The organism is Chitinophaga ginsengisegetis (assembly GCF_900168065.1).
Classification (GTDB): domain Bacteria; phylum Bacteroidota; class Bacteroidia; order Chitinophagales; family Chitinophagaceae; genus Chitinophaga; species Chitinophaga ginsengisegetis.
The window spans coordinates 608,711-633,050 of record NZ_FUZZ01000003.1 but is presented as its reverse complement, the minus strand read 5'-3'; the positions used below and the strand labels follow the sequence as shown (position 1 = coordinate 633,050).

13 protein-coding genes are annotated in these 24,340 nt (G+C 47.9%); 10 read left to right on the top strand and 3 right to left on the bottom strand.

Going from position 1 to position 24,340, the window contains the following annotated elements; all coding sequences use genetic code 11:
* Positions 1–63: 63 nt before the first annotated feature.
* Both B5Z18_RS21245 and B5Z18_RS21240 read right to left on the bottom strand, forming a co-directional pair.
* On the bottom strand, positions 64–1,761 hold the full coding sequence (locus tag B5Z18_RS21245; RefSeq protein WP_079471505.1) for a PNGase F N-terminal domain-containing protein: 1,698 nt from the start codon (positions 1,759–1,761) through the stop codon (positions 64–66).
* A 113-nt stretch (positions 1,762–1,874) separates the two neighbouring features.
* Complete coding sequence (locus B5Z18_RS21240; protein ID WP_079471504.1) at positions 1,875–2,471, bottom strand: NifU family protein; 597 nt, start codon at positions 2,469–2,471, stop codon at positions 1,875–1,877.
* 154 nt (positions 2,472–2,625) lie between these two features.
* Between B5Z18_RS21240 and B5Z18_RS21235 the strand changes: the two genes are divergently transcribed.
* The 4 genes from B5Z18_RS21235 (at position 2,626) to B5Z18_RS21220 (ending at position 7,192) form a co-directional block, all read left to right on the top strand.
* Positions 2,626–3,141, top strand: a complete 516-nt coding sequence (locus tag B5Z18_RS21235; RefSeq protein ID WP_079471503.1) for a ferritin — start codon at positions 2,626–2,628, stop codon at positions 3,139–3,141.
* A gap of 48 nt (positions 3,142–3,189) precedes the next feature.
* Complete coding sequence (locus B5Z18_RS21230) at positions 3,190–3,642, top strand: methylglyoxal synthase (protein WP_079471502.1); 453 nt, start codon at positions 3,190–3,192, stop codon at positions 3,640–3,642.
* A 49-nt stretch (positions 3,643–3,691) separates the two neighbouring features.
* Complete coding sequence (locus B5Z18_RS21225; protein WP_079471501.1) at positions 3,692–5,560, top strand: mechanosensitive ion channel family protein; 1,869 nt, start codon at positions 3,692–3,694, stop codon at positions 5,558–5,560.
* Between the two features lie 90 nt (positions 5,561–5,650).
* Positions 5,651–7,192 (top strand): glycoside hydrolase family 10-like protein, encoded by a 1,542-nt coding sequence (locus B5Z18_RS21220; RefSeq protein WP_079471500.1) that lies wholly within the window; start codon positions 5,651–5,653, stop codon positions 7,190–7,192.
* An 18-nt stretch (positions 7,193–7,210) separates the two neighbouring features.
* On the opposite strand, the gene B5Z18_RS21215 is transcribed toward B5Z18_RS21220, so the two are convergent.
* The gene (locus B5Z18_RS21215) at positions 7,211–8,290 is read right to left on the bottom strand and encodes a hypothetical protein (protein ID WP_143313654.1); all 1,080 of its coding nucleotides are present in this window, start codon (positions 8,288–8,290) and stop codon (positions 7,211–7,213) included.
* A 353-nt stretch (positions 8,291–8,643) separates the two neighbouring features.
* Here B5Z18_RS21215 and gltB point away from each other — a divergent pair, with 353 nt between their 5' ends.
* The 6 genes from gltB (at position 8,644) to tamL (ending at position 24,340) form a co-directional block, all read left to right on the top strand.
* Entirely contained in the window at positions 8,644–13,173 is a 4,530-nt protein-coding gene (gene gltB, locus B5Z18_RS21210) for a glutamate synthase large subunit (RefSeq protein ID WP_079471498.1), read from the top strand.
* A 63-nt stretch (positions 13,174–13,236) separates the two neighbouring features.
* Entirely contained in the window at positions 13,237–14,712 is a 1,476-nt protein-coding gene (locus B5Z18_RS21205) for a glutamate synthase subunit beta (RefSeq protein ID WP_079471497.1), read from the top strand.
* A 253-nt stretch (positions 14,713–14,965) separates the two neighbouring features.
* Positions 14,966–15,577 carry a hypothetical protein gene (locus B5Z18_RS21200; RefSeq protein ID WP_079471496.1) on the top strand — a complete coding sequence of 204 codons (612 nt, stop codon included), beginning with the start codon at positions 14,966–14,968 and terminating at the stop codon, positions 15,575–15,577.
* Positions 15,578–15,667: 90 nt separating this feature from the next.
* On the top strand, positions 15,668–16,516 hold the full coding sequence (gene dinD, locus B5Z18_RS21195; RefSeq protein ID WP_235015975.1) for a DNA damage-inducible protein D: 849 nt from the start codon (positions 15,668–15,670) through the stop codon (positions 16,514–16,516).
* 269 nt (positions 16,517–16,785) lie between these two features.
* A complete protein-coding gene (locus tag B5Z18_RS21190; protein ID WP_079471495.1) occupies positions 16,786–21,870 on the top strand; it encodes a translocation/assembly module TamB domain-containing protein in 5,085 nt (1,694 codons plus the stop codon).
* Positions 21,854–24,340 (top strand): translocation and assembly module lipoprotein TamL, encoded by a 2,487-nt coding sequence (tamL, locus tag B5Z18_RS21185; protein ID WP_159454381.1) that lies wholly within the window; start codon positions 21,854–21,856, stop codon positions 24,338–24,340. The genes B5Z18_RS21190 and tamL overlap by 17 nt, the downstream gene beginning before the upstream one ends.

Genomic DNA, 24,340 nt, shown 5'->3' with positions numbered 1-24,340 from the left:
AAGTGGATAATTAATTCCGGATTATCACATCCGGGATGCAGCATCTGCTGCATCCCGGAAAAATTATTTCTTTTCTCCGATCAGTGTACCGGATACATTCCAGAAACTCTGGCTGCTGCCTTCCGGCTTTCCCTGCGGAATAGCCACCTGTATGGTATGTTGCCCGGGGGTGATATCGGGTAAAGAAATGAATACCGGCGAGGTAAGCGTACCCGGGCACCAGTTGGAACGGCTCAGGTCAGAAGAAGAAAGCCCGTTGCCAAAGTTACCGGAAGCAGGGTTGGATAAACGATAGGTAGCGCAATCTGTGCGCCACGGAATAAAATGATACACCCGTTTTCCATCTACAAAAATTTCATTCTGCTTAGGATTAAACTCATCGCCTCCGCCCCAGCCACCATGGCCGGTAGTCAGAAACCTTAACTGAATATTTTTAACTCCTTCAGGAATGGTAACGGTTACCTTCAGGGAGTCTTTGTCAAAGAGGGTAGCATACTCCTGCCCGGCCATTTCCATCAGGTTGGTGGTATTGAAAACAGGGTATATCCAGTTGGCAGCCGGGCGGTTTTCATCTTCCGGATCACCCGGATAATATTTAAGGCTAAGGCTTACCTTATGGCCACCTTTATCGTAGTTGCCGATATATACGCCCAGCCACACATCGCCCTGAAGGCGGCCATGCAGCTCTGTGATGTCTTGCTTATAGATAACGGAATCCGCCCAGTTGTAACCGGCAATCTTAACCTGGTTGTTAAACTGCCGTACACCAAAAGGCGTAAAGAAGCGCAGCACTTCCAGTGCAGGCAAATAATTATCGGTGGCTACCATGCCCTGGTATTGCCTGCCGTTTTTAGCGGTGAATAACGGTAATGCCCCAACGCCCTTTTGCAAACCATCCAGGAAAGAGGTGGCTTTATCTGCCGGGATCATAAATACGGAGCCGGTTCTGTCGTACGCATCGCCGTTGGAGTATTGTGTGAGTTCCGCAAACAAAGTCTCGCCCTTCTTTACAGCCGGCAGGCTTACCTTTTTCAGGATCACGGTGCCTCCTGCAAAATGATAGGTTTGGTTCAGTTGCCCGCCGGAAGGGTTAGGCGTGTTGTTACCCCAGCTGATCTGTTCCTGGTTAAATACCGGCAGGGTAGTATAGCGGCTGTCTATTACCTGCCGTGTATATGCGGCATCGTTTACCAGCGCGCCGGTGTTGGACGGCCAGGCCAATTCGGCATCTGTAATTTTGCGCCAGGTAATTTTCTTTGCCACTGTTTCACTGTTGCCGTTGCGCACCGTTTTAAGCACCAGGCCCAGGCCTGGCGCGAGAGTAAGATTGGGCGTGCCTTTCAGCGGGAGATCGTTGGTATACCATACTTCAATGGTATTGGAACGGATAAAGAGCTTTGCTTTTTTACACACATATCCGAGGATGGTGGCAGTATCCGGCAATAACTCCGGGGTGGTATATTCAGAGAAGTTTTTTTTCAGCGTATATACTTCCCCGTTGGGAAGACTTAACACCTGCAGGGTAGCTTGCTCCTGCAAATCCAGGAACTGCTGTTCTTTTTGTTTGTTGCCGCCGGGAACGATGTGTGCCCGGTGATGGTCAATCATCAATTGCAGTTCGTTGCCGGGGATGGCTTTCCCGTTGCTGCTGAAGCCATAGGTAATAACGGCCGATGCGCTGTCCACATTCTTTTTCCTTTGCGCCAGTACCGGCTGCAGGGCGAGCGCCATGCCGGTAACGATCAGTAGTAATCTTCTCATTGTAGCTGTTTGCTTTGTGTTGTATAGGTGGAGCGGCTGGCATTTACGCTAAAAAAAAGCACAGCCATAAAGACTGTGCTTTCGTTTAACACTATCATTCACTCAACTATGGCTTATTCTGCTTCTGCCACAACTTCCTTCACTTCTGGGATCATACGCTTCATCATGCCTTCAATACCGGCTTTCAGCGTGATCATGGAGGAGGGGCAGCCTGAGCAGGAACCTTGCAACATCAGTGTAACCGTACCATTTTCATAGTCTTTGAACTGAATGGCGCCGCCATCCATTTCAACCGCAGGTTTCACATAGTTTTCAAGTAATTCCTTAATTCGTTTTACCACATCTGTATCGTCTGCACTCACTTCATTGCTCGCAGTAGATTTGGTAATAACTACCTCATCTTCGTTGATAACAGGACGGGAGTCTTCCAGGTATTCTTTCAGGAAGGCCTTAACAGTAGGAATTATATCGTTCCAGTCAGTTTCGCTGGTTTTTGTAAGCGTAATAAAGTTAGCCATAATAAATACGCCCCTGATGAAAGGGAAGCTAAACAGCTCTATGGCTAGAGGAGACGGTTTGGCACTGGCTTCATCCGGGAAATCAATGCTCTTGCCTGGGTACAGAAGCTTGTTTGCCACAAACTTCATCGTTTCCGGGTTTGGCGTCATCTCCGTATATATGCTGATGATTGGATTTCCTGTTTTAATCATTTTATCCTAATTTACTTATGCAAAGGTAGCATTTTTCAGGCAGATTTCCGGGACGCATCTGAATGTAGTCTATCGAAATTTACGATCCCGGTATAGTTCCCGGTGATATCCCCGTCACACCTCGATCTTCTTCATATTATACAAATTTTTCATTATGTTATTGAAAGAACTCTCTCCAAAAATTTATGACGCACTGAACCAACAGGTGGAAATGGAAGCGGCCTCCTCCCAATATTATCTTGCAATGGCCTCCTGGGCCGAGGTGCAGGGGTATAATGGCGTAGCCCAGTTCCTGTACCGGCATTCCGATGAGGAAAGGGCCCACATGCTGAAGCTGCTGAAATTTATCAACGAAAGAGGCGGTCATGGCCTGGTTCCGGCACTGAAGCAGCCAACCGTGAAGTTCAAAAGCATACATGCCATTTTTGAGCATGTGTTCAGCCATGAGCTGCTGGTTTCCAAAGAAATCAACAACCTTGTGGATATGTGCCTGAGCGAAAAGGACTATGCCACCCACAATTTCCTGCAATGGTATGTAACCGAACAAATTGAAGAAGAACGCCTGGCCCGGCATATCCTCGATAAATTAAAACTGATAGGAGAGGACAAGGGCGGTCTTTACATTTTTGACCGGGACCTGGCCGTGCTGGACAGCAACGACAAACACTAAACATTAGATTTAATTATTGCGCGTCACTTATTACTTTTGTGATCATATATGCAAACATCAAAAGTTTTAAAAGCCCGCAAAAGAATTGCCCTTATTGCTCACGACCATAAAAAGGCGGAGTTAATTGAATGGGCCATCTATAATAAAACAGTACTGAGCCGGCATGAACTATATGCAACCGGAACAACCGGCCTGCTGATAGAACAGGCGCTGGATGTATCTGTAAGAAAACTCCTGAGTGGCCCCCTGGGCGGCGATCAGCAAATTGGCGCCCTGGTGGCCACCGGAGAACTTGACGTGATCATTTTCTTCTGGGACCCGATGGAAGCGTTGCCTCATGACCCGGATATCAAAGCCCTGCTGCGTTTAGGCGTGGTATGGAATATTCCGATGGCCAGCAACCGCGCGTCTGCCGACTTCCTCCTTACATCACCCCTGATGCACCAGGAGTACGAAGCCAGTCTGCCGGATTACAGCCAGTATACAAAAAGGAAGATATAGCCGCCTGCTGCTACCCGAATTTTCCGTACTTTAAACAAAAGCTTCGGGAATGAAAATTGTTTTTACCCTCTACTTTACTACCATTCTGACTGGTTGGGCTTTGCTATGCAATGCGCAAAACGATAGCAGCAAAGCTACCCGCGACTCCCTCACCGACTCACAACTGATCCTGACCACCCGCCTGCTCCGGGAAAGCGATTCCCTCCAGAAAGCAGATAATGAACAGAAAAAACAACTGCAGCAACAACTGCTGCTGATCACCAACGACAACGATAACCGCAAAAAAGAACTGCAACAGAAGCTCTCTGCTTTTGAACAGGCCGACTCACTGAAAAAGGCAGCCGCCCGGCAGCGCATCATCCAGCTGAAAGCCACTAACAAAGGCATTCCGGTTGTTCCCTTCCACCGCGACACCCTCTTCTATATTTATAATAAACTGGGACCACTGCATCCCAGCGACCGGGCTGCGAACATTGACCACAAACTGGCGCAGCTGGCCGACGATCCTTTCTTTGTCCCCGATTCCATTAAGGTTATACCAAACGAAAACAATATAGACGTTACCTATAATGAACTGGTGCTGTTAAGCGTAACAGATGACGACGCCCTGTGGCTGGACCACGACAAAGCAGAGGTAGCGCAACAATATGCTGCCGCTGTACGCAAAGCAATACTACAGGAAAAGGAAGACAGCAGCCTGCAGAATGTTCTCATCAGGATAGGCTGGCTACTGCTTATCATCGTTGTTTTTTCCGCTATTGTGTACGGCATCAACCGCTTGTTCAAACGCCTGCGCAAAAGGATTGTCCGGGAAAAAGACCGCTACTTTAAAGGCGTGAAAGTAAAAGACTATGCGCTGCTGAACCAGCAAAAGCAGATAGGTATTGTTTTTAACATATTGCGCGTAGTACGGATCGTAGCTATCCTTCTCGTCTTTTATATCACACTTCCCTTTGTATTCAGCATCTTTCCCTGGACAAAAGGGATTGCCGATAAGCTGATCAACTGGACATTATCTCCCATAAAATCCATCCTGCTAAGCTTCTTACACTATCTTCCCAAATTACTCACGATCATCGTGATCTATTTTGTAACGCGGTACCTCGTAAAACTCGTAAATTACCTCGCCGAAGAAGTGGCTGCCGGCAACCTCTCCATCAAAGGCTTTTATGCCGATTGGGCAAGGCCCACCGGAAGCGGTATCAAGTTCCTGCTGTATGCTTTTATGTTCGTGGTAATATTTCCTTACTTACCCGGATCGGATTCAAAAATATTCCAGGGCGTTTCAGTTTTCCTCGGCATCCTGTTTTCATTAGGCTCTTCTTCCGCCATTTCCAATGTGATAGCGGGTTTTGTAATTACGTATATGCGTCCGTTTAAGATCGGTGACCGGGTGAAAATCGGGGAAATTACGGGAGATGTAATAGAAAAGAACCTGCTGGTAACCAGGCTGCGCACGATTAAGAACGAAGAAATTACGGTGCCCAACGCCAGTATATTAAGTGGCCATACCATTAACTTCACCACATCCAGTAAAGACCTCGGCCTCATCTTACATACTACTGTTACTATCGGCTATGAAGTGCCCTGGAAAAAAGTACATGAAATGCTGATCAAAGCAGCTATAGATACGGATGGCGTTATGAAAGACAAACCTCCCTTTGTTTTACAAACCAGCCTGGATGATTTTGCCATCGCTTACGAAATCAATGTGTACACCGATCATTCCCATAAAATGGCGGTCATCTACTCGGATCTCCACCGGCATATTATCGACGAGTTTAATGCTGCAGGTATTGAAATTATGTCGCCGCATTTCATTGCCCACCGTGATGGAAATATGACCACAGTTCCAGCGGAATATTTACCCGAAAATTACCAGGCGCCTGCCACAAAGTTGAAAATGGAGAAGGATTAGTTTCCGCTATCTTCATAAGAATCACATATTTGTATCGGATCAGCCTTGCTTTTTGCTATTTTCGCATCTTACGGTTAAAAAGTCAGGCTGATGTTGAAGCAATTTATAGCAGGCGCAATACTATTGATTATTGGAATGCAGCAGGCATGGGCGCAATTGCCCCCCAAACGCGAACTGAGAGCGGTATGGATCGCCACTGTGGAAAATATTGACTGGCCATCGCGGCGCGGGTTAAGTACAGAACAGCAAAAACAGGAGTTCATTGCTCTACTCGACCAGCAACAGCGAAATGGTATGAATGCAGTAGTGGTGCAGGTGCGCCCGGCTACCGATGCCTTTTATCCTTCCCCTTATGAACCCTGGTCCGAATACCTCACCGGCGTACAGGGGCAGGCGCCAAATCCTTACTATGATCCGTTACAATTCATGGTGGAAGAAACACATAAACGCGGCATGGAATTTCACGCCTGGTTTAACCCGTACAGAGCCGTGTTTAATACAAGCCGCAGCAGCGTGGCCGCCAATCACATCACCCGCCTGAAACCACAATGGTTCGTTACCTACGACAATAAAAAATATTTTGATCCGGGCATCCCGGAAGTGCGGGAATATGTAACGATGGTTATCCGCGATGTGGTGAAACGCTACGATATTGACGCCGTACATTTCGATGATTATTTTTATCCTTACCGCGTTCCCGGAAAGGAATTCCCGGATAACAGTTCCTACCGCCTGTATGGCAATAATATGATGAAAGATGACTGGCGCCGCTCCAATACAGATGCCATCATAAAAATGCTGAGCGTTGCCATCAAAGCAGAAAAGCCCTGGGTTAAATTTGGTGTCAGTCCTTTTGGCGTTTGGCGTAATAAGGACAAAGATCAGGAAGGGTCTTATACCAAAGGCGGTCAAACCAACTACGACGACCTGTTTGCCGATATCCTGAAATGGCTGAAAAACGGCTGGATCGACTACGTAGCGCCGCAAATCTATTGGGAGCGCGGACACCGGCTGGCCGACTACGAAATATTACTGAACTGGTGGAGCCAGCATGGCTATGGCCGCCAGGTGTATATTGGTCACGGCGTATACCGGATTGGCAGCAATGCTGCGTGGAAAAACCCGAATGAGTTACCGGCACAAATAGAAGAGGCCAGAACACTGAACACTATCCAGGGCAGTATTTTTTACAGTGCCGCCTCTTTCCGCGGCAACCCGCTGGGTATTGAAGATGCGTTGCGTACCCGCGTTTATAAATATCCCGCACTACGGCCAATCATGTCGTGGCTGCCAAAGGAAACACCGGAAGCGCCTTACTTTATTGATGCATTTGAACGGCCGGGAGGATTGGAAATACACTGGGCGGATGATGATACCAGCGGTCATACCAAACAATATGTACTGTACCGGTTTGAGCAAAATGAGGCAATTAACGTCAGCGACCCTACGAAAATTATCAGCATTCTGTCGCAGTCTTCCGATCCCGAATTTAAGGACCTCACTTATGTGAAAGGAAAGCTGTATACCTATATAGTAACGGCACTCGACAGGTTGCAGAATGAAAGTCATATCAGCGAACCGCTGCGTATGCGGCAGGTAAATGGTAAAGTACAATTCCTCTTTGAGCCATAGCTGCGGGGAACAGGCGCATTAAAAAATCAGTGCGCCTGTTTCCATATCTATCGCGGTAGCTTCTGCGGGCAGTTTTAATTCCGGGAAGGCATCTGTATGCTGCAGGGCAGTAGTGGATCCAAGCAAACCACCGGCAACCCCTCCAATTAAAGCCCCGCCAATGATGGCTGTTTGTCTTCTTTCATATGCCGACAGGTAAGACGTGATCACATAACCATGACCGCTCCTGGACAATCCTATCAGCGATTTGTTGGTGTACTTGAATACCGCTCCGTTTTTTACCACGCCCCATAACGCAGGAATAATTGTTTTCTGACCGTCGCCGGGAATCGCATACACCTTCACTTTGCCGGCTTTTCCCTTTGTTTCAAATTGCAGGATATCCGGCTTATTTTCCAGGAAACTGGCAAAAGACAGGTACACCCCGTCGTTCATCACCGGAGCTTTCAGCGCCGGCAGCTCCCGTTTTTTTGCATAAACATCTGTGATACCGGCGTAGGAGAGCCCTGGCTGCGTGTCGGCCAACACGGCATCTATAGTGTCTATACCTGCTGTATAAAATTCCTTAAAGGCATTTGAGATATTGTTCCGGTGTTGATGGGTTACATCAAAGCCGTTGTTCAAATGCACTATATCCATGACTTTCAGCAGTTTGTAAGTATCCTCCCCGGTTTGTACATAGGCGGTTGCCTTTACGCGGACGTAGGCTTTTTCACCCATCATCTGGGTACGTTCTCCAATGCGCAGGTCCTCCACCACCCATATCAGCCGGGGTTTACCAGGAGTAAATACGCCGCCGAAGGTGTTATTCACATATTCCTGCAGGTATTGGCCCATTTCCTTATCGGGAATGGCTTCCGCCTTATTATTGAAAAGCCCGGTTTGCAGAAACCCTATGCGGCTGGTATCCCATACTGCATTGACGATGGCGATCCCGGATACTTTAGCCTGCAGGCTATCTGTAAAGGGGGAGGCTTTACCCAGGCTTACTTTTTTTTGTGAGATGGTAGCCGGTGCTTCGGCGGCGTCCTGTGCGCGGGCCGGCAGCAGAAACCCGGCAGACACTAAAAACGCACTTATGAATAGCTTCTGGAGCATAAAATTGGTATAGGCGTTCATGTTAGTAAAGGGTATCATTCAAATATAATACAAGGTGGCTGAAAAAAGTACCCCGCATAAAAGTGTTATAATCAGGGGCGCCCTTAAACCTGTCAGCCTGAGCCTTAAAACGGGGCCAATTTGTCGTGAGGGAGCAGTCATTTTTTCAAAAATTCTAACAATTAACCTCCTCTTTTTATATTTTTCTAAATTTTAACCGTCTGACAAAAGTTTATACAAAAAATACCGCGTTCCTTTAGTATCTTTAAACCGTTCCCGAATTATATCGTACACCATCACCCGCGGCGCAAGTCAGAAGGGAAGGGTGTGCCAAAGCAAAAAATCTAAACCAAATGGATGAAGTGAAGCAAACGCAAGGTTTATACCGTCCGGAATTTGAACATGATGCCTGCGGAACAGGTTTTACTGCCCACATCAAGGGTCGTAAATCCCACCATATTATACGTGATGCCTTAACCATGCTGGAAAACATGGAACACCGCGGAGCCTGCGGTTGTGAGCAGAACACGGGAGATGGTGCAGGGATACTGTTTCAAACGCCCCACGAGTTCCTGTATGACGAATGTCTGAAACTGGGCATCGCCTTACCGGAATTTGGAAAATACGGTGTAGGCATGGTCTTCTTTCCGAAAGAACCACGCTGGCGTGAAGAATGCCGCGAGATATTTCAACGCAGCGCAGAGAAACTGGGCCTGGAAATTCTTGGCTACCGTAAAGTACCGGTACGTCCGGATGGCATTGGTGAATCTGCCCTTTCTGTAGAACCGGAAATTGAACAGGTATTTATCGCCTGTCCTTATCATATCAGCGATCCGGAAATTTTTGAGCGCAAACTGTTTGTGCTCCGTAACTACGTTTCCAAAACTGTTCGCAATACCGTTCCAAAAGAGAAATCGCTGTTTTACATTGCGTCCCTCTCTTATAAAACAATTGTATACAAAGGTCAGCTGACCACCTACCAGGTGCGTCATTACTATACAGACCTGAGCGATGAGAAAATGGTGTCTGCCTTTGCCCTCATCCACTCCAGGTTTGCTACCAATACTTTCCCCAGCTGGAGATTGGCTCACCCTTACAGGTACATTGCCCACAACGGTGAAATCAATACCCTGAAAGGTAACCTCAACTGGCTCCGCGCCGGCGAAAGGGACTTTATTTCCAAATACTTCAGCAAAGAAGAGATGGAAATGCTGCTTCCCATTGTGGAAGAAGGCCAGTCCGACTCCGCCAGCCTGGATAACGTAATTGAACTGCTCACCATGACAGGCCGCTCCCTGCCGCATGTAATGATGATGCTGGTACCGGAAGCATGGGATGGCAACGAAGACATGGGCGAAGAAAAGAAAGCATTCTATGAATATCATGCCTCCCTCATGGAGCCATGGGATGGTCCTGCTTCCATTTCTTTCACCGATGGTAAAATCATTGGCGCTACCCTGGATCGTAATGGTTTACGTCCAAGCCGCTTTGTGGTAACAAAAGACGATCGCGTAATCATGGCTTCTGAAGCCGGTGTATTACCCATCGATCCAAAGAATATTAAAGAGAAAGGCCGCCTGCAACCCGGTAAAATGTTTATCGTAGACATGGACCAGGGCCGTATCATAGGTGATGAAGAGCTGAAACAACAGATCTGCTCCCAGCAACCTTATGGCGAATGGCTGAATAAATATAAGATCCGCCTGGAAGAACTGCCGGAACCAAGAGTAACCTTTACTCACCTGGAACACGACCAGATCTTTAAATACCAGCGCGCATTCGGTTACAGCACAGAAGACCTGGATCACATCATTGCCCCAATGGCAATTGATGGCAAGGAACCTGTTGGCTCTATGGGTACAGATACCCCGCTGGCAGTACTGAGCAATCAGCCACAACATCTCTGTAACTATTTCAAACAATTGTTTGCACAGGTAACCAACCCACCGATTGATCCTATCAGGGAAAGACTGGTGATGTCGCTGGCTACTTTTGTAGGCAACAACGGCAACCTGCTGGATGAAGATCCGCTGCACTGCCACGGACTGGCATTGCGTCACCCGATTCTCAACAACCACGAACTGGAAAAGATCCGTAGTATCGATACTGGTTTGTTCCAGGCCAAAACATTACACACTTATTTCAAGGCAGACGGTAAGCCCGGCTCCCTGGAAAAAGGATTGGCCCGCTTATGCCGCTACGCGGTAGATGCAGTGGAAGATGGTTTTGAAGTGATCATTCTTTCTGATCGTGCTATCGACTCAGAACACGCCGCTATTCCATCTATCCTGGCTGCATCTGCAGTTCACCACCACCTGATCCGTAAGGGTTACCGTGGCCAGGTAGGACTGATCGTGGAAGCCGGTGATGTTTGGGAAGTACACCACTTTGCCTGCCTGCTGGGCTTTGGCGTAACCGCCATCAACCCGTACCTGGCACTCAGCACCATCCGCGATATGAAGCTGAATGGCAAACTGGACACCGCTCTCGATGTAGATAAACTGAAGAAAAATTATATTAAAGCAATCTGTGATGGCCTTCTGAAAGTATTTTCCAAGATGGGCATCTCCACCCTGCAATCTTACCAGGGGGCACAGATCTTTGAAATATTGGGTATCAACCAGGCAACTGTTGATAAATATTTCACCGGCGCCGTTTCCCGTATACAGGGATTAGGCCTCGATGAAATTGCCCGTGAAACACTGGCTAAACACTGGATGGGCTACGGTCGTAAAGAAACTCCGGTTCAGCGTTTAACAGAAGGTGGTGTATATCAGTGGAAACGTAAAGGAGAATTCCATCTCTTTAATCCCACTACTATTCACTATCTGCAACTGGCTACCCGCATGGGCGACTATGCTGCTTTCAAAAAGTATTCAAAGGCAGTAAACGATCAAAGCGAAAAAGCAGCCACTTTACGGAGCCTGTTTACGTTTAAAAAGAATCGTCCATCTATTTCCATTGATGAAGTAGAACCAGCTTCCAGCATCTTCAAGCGTTTCGCTACCGGTGCCATGAGCTTCGGATCTATTTCCCACGAGGCACACTCCACACTGGCCATTGCTATGAACCGCATCGGCGCAAAAAGTAATACCGGTGAGGGTGGGGAAGATGAGCTGCGTTATGAGCTGCTGGAAAACGGCGACTCTATGCGTTCTGCCATCAAACAGGTTGCCAGCGCCCGTTTCGGGGTTACCAGCTACTACCTGACCAATGCCGACGAACTACAGATTAAAATGGCACAGGGTGCAAAACCCGGCGAAGGCGGGCAGTTGCCCGGCCATAAAGTGGATGAGTGGATCGCAAAAGTAAGGCACTCCACACCAGGTGTGGGCCTCATTTCTCCGCCTCCTCACCATGATATTTACTCTATTGAGGATCTGGCGCAGCTGATCTATGACCTGAAAAATGCTAACCGTGCCGCCCGTATCAGCGTGAAGCTGGTATCCAAGGCTGGTGTTGGCACTATCGCAGCCGGTGTTGCAAAAGCACACGCCGATGTGGTACTGGTTTCTGGTTTCGATGGTGGTACCGGTGCTTCTCCGGAAAGCTCTATCAAACACGCAGGTTTGCCGTGGGAGCTGGGCTTAGCAGAATCACACCAGACCCTCGTAAAAAATAAGCTCCGCAGCAGGGTAGTACTGCAAACAGATGGTCAGCTGAAAACCGGCCGCGACATTGCGATTGCTACCTTATTGGGCGCTGAAGAATGGGGTGTTGCCACCGCTGCCCTCGTGGTAGAAGGTTGTATCATGATGCGTAAATGCCATGTAAACACCTGTCCTGTTGGTGTGGCTACCCAGGACCCTGAACTGCGCAAACGCTTCACCGGCGATCCGCAACACGTGGTAAACCTGTTCACCTATCTCGTGGAAGAACTCCGCGAAATCATGGCTGATCTGGGCTTCCGCACCATCAATGAAATGGTGGGTCAGGTAGAATGCCTCCAGATGCGTGATAACATCACCAACTGGAAAACACAAAAACTGGATCTGTCACCGATCTTATATAAAGAAGAAGCTTCTGCCGAAACCGGCCTGTACAAACAGGAAGAACAGGATCACGGCATCAGCGAGGTAATCGACTGGCAATTGCTGAAGGCCGCACAGCCTGCACTGGAAAAGAAAGCCAGGGTATATCAGCAGTTCCCTGTAAAAAATACAGACCGTACCATCGGTACTATCCTGTCTAACGAAATATCCAAACGCTACAAGAGCGAAGGATTACCGGAAGACACCCTGCACTTCAAGTTTATCGGATCTGCAGGCCAAAGCTTCGGCGCCTTTACCACTAAAGGTTTAACGCTGGAACTGGAAGGAGAAGCCAATGACTACTTCGGTAAAGGTTTGTCTGGTTCCAAACTGATCCTCTATCCACACGGAGAAGCAGGATTCAAGGCGGAAGAAAATATTATCGCAGGTAACGTTTGTTTCTATGGAGCTACTTCCGGTGAAGCTTTCATCCGCGGTAAGGCAGGCGAACGCTTTTGTGTACGTAACTCCGGCGCTACAGTAGTAGTAGAAGGAGTAGGTGATCACGGATGTGAATACATGACCGGGGGTAAAGCGGTGATACTGGGTGAAACCGGCCGTAACTTCGGAGCAGGTATGAGCGGTGGTATCGCTTATGTATACGATGTGAAAGGAACTTTCGCCAACTACTGCAACAGGGATATGATCGACCTGGATCCGCTGGATCCGGCAGATGTAGCACTGTTACAGGATCTGATCACTAAACATCATGCCTACACGAACAGCACTGTGGCGAAGTTTATCCTGAAAGACTGGGAAAACCAACTGCGTCATTTTGTGAAAGTATTCCCGAAAGAATACAAGGCAGCATTGAAATCAGACAAAGTACAGGGTCAGAAAGTAGGTCACTAATTGAACAATTAACATTCATCATCAAAATATCCCTTGCAGGTAAGGGACTTGTGGAGGAAAATTATGGGTAAACCTACAGGATTCCTGGAATTTACACGCGAGCTGCCCGGGAAAGCGGATCCCCGGGAAAGGGTTGGTCACTATAATGAATTTGTAGAACGCTTCCCCGATAATAAATTAAATCAGCAAGCGGCCCGCTGTATGAACTGCGGGGTGCCTTTTTGCCACAGCGGATGCCCGCTGGGCAATGTGATACCGGAATTTAACGATGCCGTATACCGTCAGGATTGGAAAGAAGCGTATGATATACTGTCCTCTACCAATAACTTCCCGGAATTTACCGGACGTATTTGTCCTGCTCCCTGCGAAAGCGCCTGTGTGCTCGGTATTAACCAGCCCCCGGTAGCGATCGAGGAAATAGAGAAACATATCATTGAAGTAGCATTCGATAAAGGTCTGGTACAGGCGAAAGCGCCCCGTATGCGTACCGGCAAAAAAATCGCTGTTATTGGTTCCGGCCCCGCCGGTTTAGCCGCAGCAGCACAATTGAACTATGCAGGCCATACCGTAACCGTGTTTGAACGCGATGATGCACCAGGTGGACTTTTACGCTATGGTATCCCGGACTTCAAACTGGAAAAATGGGTAGTAGACCGCCGCGTGAAACTGATGGAAGAAGAAGGAGTGGTGTTTCAATGCAATGCCAACGTAGGCGTTAACGTTAGTACCAATGACCTGCTGAGAGAATACAACGCAATTGTACTGGCTGGTGGTTCCACCATTCCACGCGACCTCCCGATTCAGGGCCGTGAGCTGAAAGGCGTACACTATGCGATGGACTTCCTGAAGCAGCAGAATAAAAGAGTCAGCAATATTGCAGTAGAAGGCAGCGATATATTGGCAACCGGCAAAAATGTAATTGTAATTGGTGGTGGTGATACCGGCTCCGATTGTGTGGGAACCAGTAACCGTCATGGCGCCAACAGCGTTACGCAGCTGGAATTATTACCAAAACCTCCGGGTGAACGTACGCCGTATATGCCGTGGCCAACCTACCCAATGGTCTTAAAAACATCCTCTTCCCACGAAGAGGGAGCAGACCGTAAATGGGCCATTGCTACCAAATCCTTTATCGGAGATGACAACGGCCACCTGAAAGCCCTGCGCCTGGTAGACCTGCAATGGACCGCCAGCGCCGACGGCAGACCAGCAAAATTCACGGAAGTTCCCGGTTCCGAAAGAGATGTACCCTGCGAGCTGGCCTTACTGGCTATGGGCTTCGTACATCCCCAGCACACCGGTTTACTGGATCAGCTGGAAGTGGAAAGAGATGAACGCGGTAATGTAAAAGCTACCGAAAAAGATTACCTGACATCCATCCCTAAAGTGTTCACTGCCGGCGATATGCGCCGCGGACAATCACTGGTGGTATGGGCTATAAGCGAAGGTCGTGAGTGCGCAAGAAAAGTGGACGAATTCCTGATGGGTAGCTCCCAGCTGGAAAGCAAAGACCATTCATTGCAGGCAATGGCTTTATAATTCAATTATGTAAATCAAATTTTTTCTCATAAGCAGGTTTAGATTTTGTTGTAACCTTCAGCCGGGCCGGGTTTTTACCCGGCCTATATTTTTTTAAAAAGACAGGATCCTCTCCCAGAAATAGCCTGTTCCTGTTCAATACCTCCTTTCCTCCGGGTTTTAAAGACATAATTCAAACATCAGCAGAAACAATGCAGGTGTTCAGCTATTTCCAGGTATCGCCACTCCCTAAACCCAATACATTTGTTAAATTATGAAACAACTGTTGTGTTTTTGGAGCCTGCTGTTGCTGGGCATCTCCGTAACGGGGCAAAATGTGCTGATTACCGATGCGCCTCAACTAAAGAAAGGGCTGTACAAGACCTTTGAGGAATTTCAATCAAATAATCCTTCGGAAGAAGGCGACCTCGTAATCAAAAACCGCAGCTCGGCCGCGCAGATATACCTGCTCGCCAACAGAAATGAACTGGTGCTCCGGGATGGCGCCGGCCAGGAACACAAACTGAAAAATTACTGGGGCTTCTGCGACGGAAAGAATATCTACATCAAAGACAACGGTCTCAATAAATTACAGGAAATCGGCTACTACTGCATATATGCTCTACATGGTATTCAACCTTCGCGGGGCTATATTAATCAGGCCGATATGACTACCAACAGCATCAACACACCCGTCGTGCTCAAAAAAGTGCTGAATGTGGTGACTGGGCAGATCCTGGAACTATCTGCCTACAATCTCAAAAAATATATCCTTCCACAGGACAGCGTGTTGCTCGATGAATTCAGGGCCGACAAGGAGAAGAAGGATCAGCTGGAGTATTACATTTTCCGGTTCAACCAACGGAACAAGCCAGAAATAAAGTAATTAAATTTCTTTCAAAGTGAGAATGTTTAAGTTTCGTTAACCTGCTGCTGTTGTGGCTTCGGTATATTGTGCGTATCACAATGTTGTGAGATGAATAAACACTTTTTCATAAAAAAAGAATTGATTGAAGCACTGTTTAAACAATTTGAGCAGGCTTGTTATGAACACAAAGGTATTGAATGCTGGAGCGCCAGGGAATTGCAACAAATTCTTGGATACCTGAGATGGGAAAACTTTTTCAAAGTCATTGAAAAGGCCAAAAATTCCTGCGAAAACAGTGGAATTGTCGTCTCCGATCATTTTCGTGACATCACGAAATCGATACCTGTTCCTAAAGGTGGCCAAAGACAGCTTCAGGATATCGCCCTTACCCGTTACGCCTGCTACCTGATTGCTCAAAGTGGCGATACCCAAAAAGATCCGATTGCGTTTGCACAAACCTACTTCGCCGTACAAACCCGCAAACAGGAAATCGTTGAAAAAAGATTACTGGATATTGACCGCCTCAATGCCCGGGAAAAACTATCGAAGTCAGAAAAGGTCCTATCTGGTATTATTTACGAAAGAGGAGTGGACGATAAAGGATTTGCCAGGATCCGGTCCAAAGGCGATGAAGCCCTTTTCGGCGGATTTACCACCCGCGATATGAAGAGAAAACTGATTGTTCCGGAAAACAGAGCCCTGGCAGATTTCCTTCCCACCATTACTATTAAAGCAAAAGACCTCGCAGCGGAAATTACCAGCCATAATGTAGTAGAAAAAGATCTGAAAGGAGAAGTTGATATTACAGAAGAACATGTCGATAACAATACTGCCGTCAGAAATGTACTTCTCGAAAGAGGTGTAAAACCGGAAAGTCTCCCTCCGGCAGAAGATGTGGATAAAGTTAAAAAACGACTTGAAAAAGAAGATAAAAATGCCCTGAATCAGGATAACTAAGTAATAAAAACCAACCCGTCCGATCCATTTTCTTTTCGCCAATCTGTGCATATTACTACTCACCCCATTCTGTTTCTGCACCAAAAAAAGTATGTCCGTTACCGTATTTAATGTATTCTTGCAATTACTATTTATTCCCGGTACTCCTGAGGTATGGATTTTGTTGTACCCCGCAGGCAAGCGCCCGGTTGCACTATCCTGCCGGTAAAGTAAACCATAAGCACGCTTTTGCGTTTATATTCAGTAATTTACTTTTGTAATATATCATAGTGACAGAACCAGCAGAAACCGGAGAAAAACACGGCCGCCCCTGGTGGCGATGGCTTATATGGATTATTGTTGCGGTGCTCCTATTGCCCGTAATGGCTGTTTTATTATTACAACTGAACGGCGTCCAGAATTATTTAAGAGAACAGGGAGAACTATACCTGCGGAAGAAACTGCACACAAAAGTGCAGATCGGCTACCTGCGCGCACGTGGCTGGCAGTACCTGGAACTGCGTAATGTATATGTAGCCGATACCTCCAACCAGGCCCTTTTCTACACCGGTTCCCTCAGGGTACATTACAACCTGCTGTCACTGATCAGTAATGAACTGAAAATAGATAAACTGGAATGGGACACCTTACTGGTAAATGTATACCGGCATCCCGGCGATTCCGCTTTTAATTACCAGTTTGCGGTAGATGCGTTTGTGACACCCTCCGGTAAAAAAGATACCCTGGCGCCGGAAACCGGTACCACCTTACAATACCGGCTGAAAGACATCTCATTCCGTAAAGTGAAAGTAAGCTATGCCGATGCCCAGGGTGGCATGTCTGCCATACTCACCTGGGATAGCTTGCATGTTGATCCGGACGACCTGCTCATAGATGATGGCATTTACGCATTCAGGGGTATTACCCTCGATGGACTGAAAGGCTTTTTCCGGCAACAATATATACCTCCGGCTATTACATCAGCCGCTCCGCCGCCGCCACCTGCTGATACCAGCAGCGCATCCCTGCACCTGCTCCTGAAAAAACTACAGATCAATAACAGTAATTTCCTGTATACAGATGAAGGCTCCGGTATTACTACCGCCTGGAAAATAGGCGCCCTCCAATTACGGAACAGCAACCTGGACCAGGACTCCACCCGGATACAGGTAGGAGATCTCTCCATCAGCAATACCACCGGTTTGGTGATGATGGTGCCCGGAAAAGATTCCGTTCCTGCCACACCAAACGACACCACACCAAATACATGGCAGGTATTTGCCACCCAGGTAAATCTTGATAAGCTGGCTTTACGCTACGATAACGGCGGCCCGGCTCCAAAGGCCGCCGGACCAGATCCTGACTATAATCACCTGTTCCTGACCCGCTTCTCCAGTAAAATCAATAATATCCGCTATAAGCCCGATAGCATTATGGTGGGTATAAAGTCATTAACTGCCCGGGATAAGTCCGGCTTTACGATCCGCAAAGCCAATATGGACGTATTGTTTACGCCGTATACACTGGCGCTGCGCAATTTCCTGCTGCAAACCAATAAAAGCATCTTCCGCAAACAGATCATTGTAACAGTCCCTTCCTGGTCAGGCATTTCCGACCACCTCGATCAACTCGGACTGGATGCCAATCTCGATTCCGTGCATATAGCACTGGGAGAGTGGCTGCCTTTTGTTCCTGATGCCCGCAAAAATAAATCATTCGACCAGCTCTGGAATAAACAACTAACGCTGGCGGCTATACTAAAAGGAAACCTGGGAGAACTGAATATTAAACAGCTTTATGTCAACGATCACGAAGGCAACCTGATTAAAACAGACAATGGCCAGGTGTTCCATGCTACAGATCCGGACCGCCTCAGTGCCAATCTTCCTACACTTCATATACAAACAGGAAACAAACCATTGCGCGCCTGGCTGCCGGCCGGTACACTGCCAGATACACCACGCCTGCCGGAAAACATGCTGATTACCGGTATGTTCAAAGGCGGCATGAAAGACCTGGTTACCCAACTGCAGCTGAAAAGCGAAACCGCCAATGCGAATATCAATGCGCATCTCGTTAATATCACCGACAGCATCCGCAGCAGCTATACCATCAGTATTCCCTACTTCCGCGTAAACCCCGGCGCCATGCTATACGATACCACCTACGGCTGGATGTCCGGAAAACTGAGCGCTACCGGTGAGGGCTATACGTTAAAACAAATGGTGGCCAAAGCCACCGCACAACTGGATGAAGCTACCTATAACGCCTATACGTATCATGATGTAAGTGTAGTTGCCGGTATCAACAAAGGCGACTTTGAAGCACAGGGCGAAAGTGCGGATAGCAGCATCACCGCCACTTTCGATATCAGCGGGCAACTGGTGGATACTACCATCCAGGGGCTGAAAGTAAATATGGAAGTGGCTAAAGCCGATCTTTATGCTACCCACTGGTATACAGAACCATTAACTATACGGGGAAATCTCCTGGCAGATTTTAACAGTATAGAACCACAGCGCATTGAAGGCAATGCCTTTTTAACAAAATGGCAGATCGCCACACAGGGACAGGTATTTCCGCTGGACAGTATCTCCCTGATAGCCGAATATAAAGATCAGCAATACCTTACTTTAAAAAGTCCGTTTGGCCTGATCAGCGCCAACGGCCATATCGATTATACAAAGGTGGGCTCTGCATTCGCCAACATTATCAGCAAGCCATTGCTGCCGGCCGATTCGGGCGTTATTGTGCAGGTTCCCGGCGGACAATCACTGCAATGGAATGCTTCTTTGCAATGGCCAAAGAGTTTTCAGCAGATGATCCCAACACTGCGCATGGAAGTGCCATTGGTGATGAATGGCCGCCTTAACAGCGACAGCAGCCTGTTCATCGCAAATGCATATCTTCCGAAAGTTAATTATGATTCCCTGCAGGTCGACAGTCTGCGTATGGGCGTTTCTATCCTGGATACTTCTATGCGGCTTGGGGTTTCACTGGCTCGTATGGCGCATCCTTCCTTCCCGCTGCAACACACTTATCTCACAGCGTATGCCAATACCGGCGTGGTTGATTTTGACGTTGTGCTGGATGATATTAAAAGGCAGCCCAAATATAAACTGGGCGGCATTTTCACCTTCCTGAAAGAGAATGCTATGCAGCTGTCCCTTAAACCCGGACTGCTGCTGAATAAACAGGAATGGACGGTAGCAGAAAACAATATTCTCAGGATGAAGAACGGCGCGCCGGATACCGCAAATATCAAACTGTCGCAGGGCGATCAGTCCATCCAGATCGTGACCCGGCCGGATACCAGCACGGTTCCCGCCCTCCAGGCCAACATTGCCAATTTCAAATTATCTACTATTACCGCACTGCTGGCAACAGACACGCTGCTGGCCAACGGTACCCTCAATGCGGAAGCCACGGTCAGGAACTGGAACCAGTCGCCACTGATCCACGCCACACTGAAAGTAGACAGTCTAACGGTGAAGAATACACGCATGGGAACACTGGATGCCAATGTAGAAAACAGTGGCCCCGGTCAATATAAACTTACAGCCGGATTAACCGGTAACGATAATGATATAAAAGTAGATGGTACCTACGACACAACCATCAACGCCCAGCTTGATATCAACAAACTAAGCATTGCCTCACTGGAGCCTTTCACTATGGGCAGCGTGACTAAAATGTCCGGCAACGCTACCGGGCAGTTCAATATTACTGGTACTCCTTCTGCCCCCAAAGTATTGGGAAGCCTGCACTTTGATAATGCCGCCGGCATGGTAACCATGATTGGCAGCACTTTCCACCTGCCGGATGAAGATATTGTGATAGACGAAAGAGGTATACTGTTGAATAACCTGGTAATAGCCGACAGCGCCAATAACGAGCTGGTAGTAGATGGCCGCATCAATACCAGGAACTTTACACGGTATAGCTTTAACCTCGATGTTACCGCCGATAACTTCATGGCACTTGGCCGGCAACAAAGCCCGGATCAATGGATTTATGGCCCTGCTTATATAGATAGTAAAGTGAAGATCCGCGGTACGCTTGATCTGCCAAGAATTGATGCCATTGTAAAGCTGCGCGACAAATCCAGCGTTACCATGACGCTCCCACAGGAAGAGCCAGGACTCGCCAACAGGGAAGGCGTGATAGAATTTGTGGATAAATCCAACCCTGTCGATTCCGCACTGCTGGCCCGTGAAGACAGCCTCCGGTTTAAAACCACGCGGTTAAAAGGCATGTTCCTGTCCGGTAACCTCGATATTACGCCGGAATCTGTTCTTAAAATTATTATCGACTCACAAAATGGTGATTATGTACAGGCGAAAGGTACCGCCAGCATCAACGCCACGCTGGATCCCAGCAGTAAACTAAGTCTTACCGGCCGCTATGAAATAACGGAAGGTAAATATGAGATGTCGCTGAACCAGCTCATTAAACGCTCCTTCGATATAGAAAAAGGCAGCTTCGTATCCTTCAATGGAGACGCTACCAGCGCAGATCTGGATATCACCGCCAAATACACGGTGAACGCTCCTGCGTACGATCTGGTGGCAGACCAGCTCCAGAGCATGTCTGCCGAGCAACGCAATACCTATAAACAACGGATGCCATTCCAGGTGTACCTGATGATCAAAGGCAACCTGATGAAGCCGGATATCAGCTTCCGCCTGGACCTGGCAGAGAAAGACCGGAATACGCTGAATGGAACACCGTATAACCGCCTGAAACAAATTAACCAGGTGCCCTCTGAGCTGAATAAACAGGTGATGGGACTGCTGGTGCTGAACTCCTTTATTCCGGATGATCCTATGAATACACTCGATGGCGGCACCGGCGGGGGAGTAGGACAGGCGGCGAAAAACAGTGTAAGTAAAATACTTTCACAACAGCTCAATAACATGGCGGGCAACCTGATCAAAGGGGTGGATCTTAACTTCGATTTGCAGAACCAGGAAGATTATTCCACCGGCACTGCACAGGAGTCTACCAATCTGAAAGTGGGCGCCTCCAAACAGTTATTCAACGATCGTTTAACCGTTTCTGTTGGTTCCAATATCATGTTGCAGGGAAACCAGCAAAACGCCAGCTCCCTGATCGGCGATATCTCTGTGGAATATAAACTTACCCGCGACGGACGTTACCGGATAAGAGTATATCAGCGCAACGATAGCCAAACTGTGCTGGAAGGACAGGTAGTGGAAACAGGAGTAGCTTTTGCACTGATCATGGACTACGATGAATTCCGTGAAATTTTGCAGCGGTCAAAATCTGAATCTAAAAAACAGAAACTCCGCGACAACAAAAAAAATAAGAAAGACGATAAAAATACGACAACGCCTGATGCGAAAAGTAAATAGCCATATCATCATTTGCTGTAGCCTGTTTTGCCTGGTATACCTGGTAATCAGCTCCTGCAGTACCACGCGTACCGTACCCGAAGGAGACCGGCTATATACTGGGAGCGAAGTAAAATGGATCACTGATAGTATTGCTAAAAAAAGACCGAAGGATTATAGTTCCCTGATGGAAGGAATGGATAAAAGAATCCGTCCCAACAGGAACCGTAAATTCCTCGGTATGCCCATAAAACTGTGGCTCTATAATTTAGGCAATGAACCTAAGGGAAAAGGATTGAATTACCTGCTGCGCAAAAAGTGGGGGGAACCGCCCGTTTTACTAAGCCAGGCCAAACCCGACTACACTTCACAGGTGCTGGAAGAATACCTCGTGGATAACGGCTATTTCCAGGCCGGGGTTACTTCTGCCGTTAAATTATCCGGTAAGAAAAAAGCTTCCATGAAGTACACCGCTACGCCCAATCACCGGTACACTATTAAAAGCGTCACCTATTTAACAGATAGTAGCGCCATCGGTAAAACGGTTACTTATACCAAACCGGAAAGTTCATTGATCATCGGCGCCAATTATTCGCTCGATTCAATCAAGGCCGAACGGGAACGCATACACGCTGCATTAAAAGAACAAGGCTATTATTATTTTACTCCCGATTATTTACTGGTACAGGTAGATAGTACCAATAGCGGTACCGTAGATCTGTTTGTGAAGATAAAGGACAACACACCCCTGGCAGCGCTTCGCCCTTACAGGATGCACGACATAGTGCTATTCCCTGACTACTCGCTGGACAACGACTCCGCTTCTACACAGGGAACTCCTATAAGATACAAAGGCATTTATATTGTGGATTCCGCCCACCGGTTCAAATCATCCGCATTTGACCGGTCCGTGTTTTTACGGCCGGATAGTTTGTATCGTCTGAGCTCACATAATATTACGTTGCAAAGGCTGATTAACCTGGGCGTATTCAAATTTGTAAAAGGACAGTTTTCGCCGGTACGCGATACCTCTGTTCACAACCTGGTAGGAGGCAGCCCAAATGTCACCAGCACCAGGGACAGCTCCCGTCGACGGGATGCTTCCGGCAGAAATTTGAACCGGCGCGATAGTACCTATTCCCGTGATACTTCCCAGGCCAGCAACTACAGGGCGATGGTGAATAACCGGGTGGCGCTCGACAGCGGCTGGCTCGATGCAAAGCTTTTCCTCACCCCCTATAAGCGTCGTTCTCTTCAAACAGAATTACGCGGTACGTCTAAATCTAACGGGTTCATTGGATCACAGATACAGATAACCGCTAAAAACCGCAACTGGCTGCATTCTGCGGCATTGCTGGAAATCGGGTTACGTGGCGGGTTGGAGTGGCAAACCGGCAATAAAAACGCAGGCGGATCTAATTCATATGGCCTCGGCGCAGAAGTAGCCGTTACTTTCCCGCGGTTCATTACGCCCTTCCGCGGACTGAATATCCGTACCCCCTATGTGCCTAAAACAAGAATAAGCGCCAGCTATGAACTGTACAGCCGTGCAGACCTGTATAACCTTAACGCGTACACGCTGCAGCTGCAATACCTCTGGCAACGGACACAATACCTGAGTCATATCTTTGCGCCGGTGGCGCTTACATATGTGCTGCCTACCAAAACAACACCGGCATACGACAGTATCCTGGCAAACGATCCGAGTCAGCGCAACGCTATTGAAAAACAATTTATCCTGGGCGGCAACTACACCATCACCTACAATAACCAGCAGGCCAACCGGGTGCACAGCTTCTACCTGAGTGGGAATATAGATATCTCAGGCAACATAGCCGGGTTAATCATTCCAAAAAATGATACCGGGCAAAAAACATTACTTGGAAATTCATTTGCGCAATATGAACGATTCACTGCGGAGGCGCGCCACTACTGGCAGTTGGGCAAAGGTAAACAATGGGTAAACCGCCTGTTACTCGGCTATGGTTTGCCATACGGTAACTCATCCACCCTGCCTTTTGTAAAACAGTTTTTCACAGGTGGTAGCAGCAGCATCAGGGCGTTCCGGGCACGTACTCTCGGCCCTGGATCATATCACAATCCTGCCGTGGATACTTCAGCCCTGCTGGCCAATGAAGCCGGCGATATCAAACTGGAATTCAACTCCGAGCTGCGTGTACACGTAGCCAGTGTGTTCAATGTGGCCGCCTTTGTAGACGCGGGTAACATCTGGTTGCAGAAAGAGGTACCGGACAAACCAGGCAGCAAATTCGCCTTCAATACTTTTTATAAAGACATTGCCGTTGGCGGTGGTGTGGGCCTACGCATTGATGCTTCTATTGTGGTAGTACGCCTCGATCTGGCTATTCCCTTCCGCATTCCTTACCTGCCGGAAAATGAACGCTGGGTGTTTGATAAAATAAATTTTGGCGATCCTGACTGGCGCAAAAAGAATCTTATTCTCAACATTGCCATCGGGTATCCGTTTTAA

Bases quoted from the DNA above. Each gene is read 5' to 3' on its own strand.
- B5Z18_RS21225 (WP_079471501.1), top strand. From the start codon at position 3,692: ATGAAAATTGTTTTTACCCTCTACTTTACTACCATTCTGACTGGTTGG.
- B5Z18_RS21230 (WP_079471502.1), top strand. From the start codon at position 3,190: ATGCAAACATCAAAAGTTTTAAAAGCCCGCAAAAGAATTGCCCTTATT.
- gltB (WP_079471498.1), top strand. From the start codon at position 8,644: ATGGATGAAGTGAAGCAAACGCAAGGTTTATACCGTCCGGAATTTGAA.
- B5Z18_RS21220 (WP_079471500.1), top strand. From the start codon at position 5,651: ATGTTGAAGCAATTTATAGCAGGCGCAATACTATTGATTATTGGAATG.
- B5Z18_RS21200 (WP_079471496.1), top strand. From the start codon at position 14,966: ATGAAACAACTGTTGTGTTTTTGGAGCCTGCTGTTGCTGGGCATCTCC.
- dinD (WP_235015975.1), top strand. From the start codon at position 15,668: ATGAATAAACACTTTTTCATAAAAAAAGAATTGATTGAAGCACTGTTT.
- tamL (WP_159454381.1), top strand. From the start codon at position 21,854: ATGCGAAAAGTAAATAGCCATATCATCATTTGCTGTAGCCTGTTTTGC.
- B5Z18_RS21245 (WP_079471505.1), bottom strand. From the start codon at position 1,761: ATGAGAAGATTACTACTGATCGTTACCGGCATGGCGCTCGCCCTGCAG.
- B5Z18_RS21235 (WP_079471503.1), top strand. From the start codon at position 2,626: ATGTTATTGAAAGAACTCTCTCCAAAAATTTATGACGCACTGAACCAA.
- B5Z18_RS21205 (WP_079471497.1), top strand. From the start codon at position 13,237: ATGGGTAAACCTACAGGATTCCTGGAATTTACACGCGAGCTGCCCGGG.
- B5Z18_RS21240 (WP_079471504.1), bottom strand. From the start codon at position 2,471: ATGATTAAAACAGGAAATCCAATCATCAGCATATATACGGAGATGACG.
- B5Z18_RS21215 (WP_143313654.1), bottom strand. From the start codon at position 8,290: ATGCTCCAGAAGCTATTCATAAGTGCGTTTTTAGTGTCTGCCGGGTTT.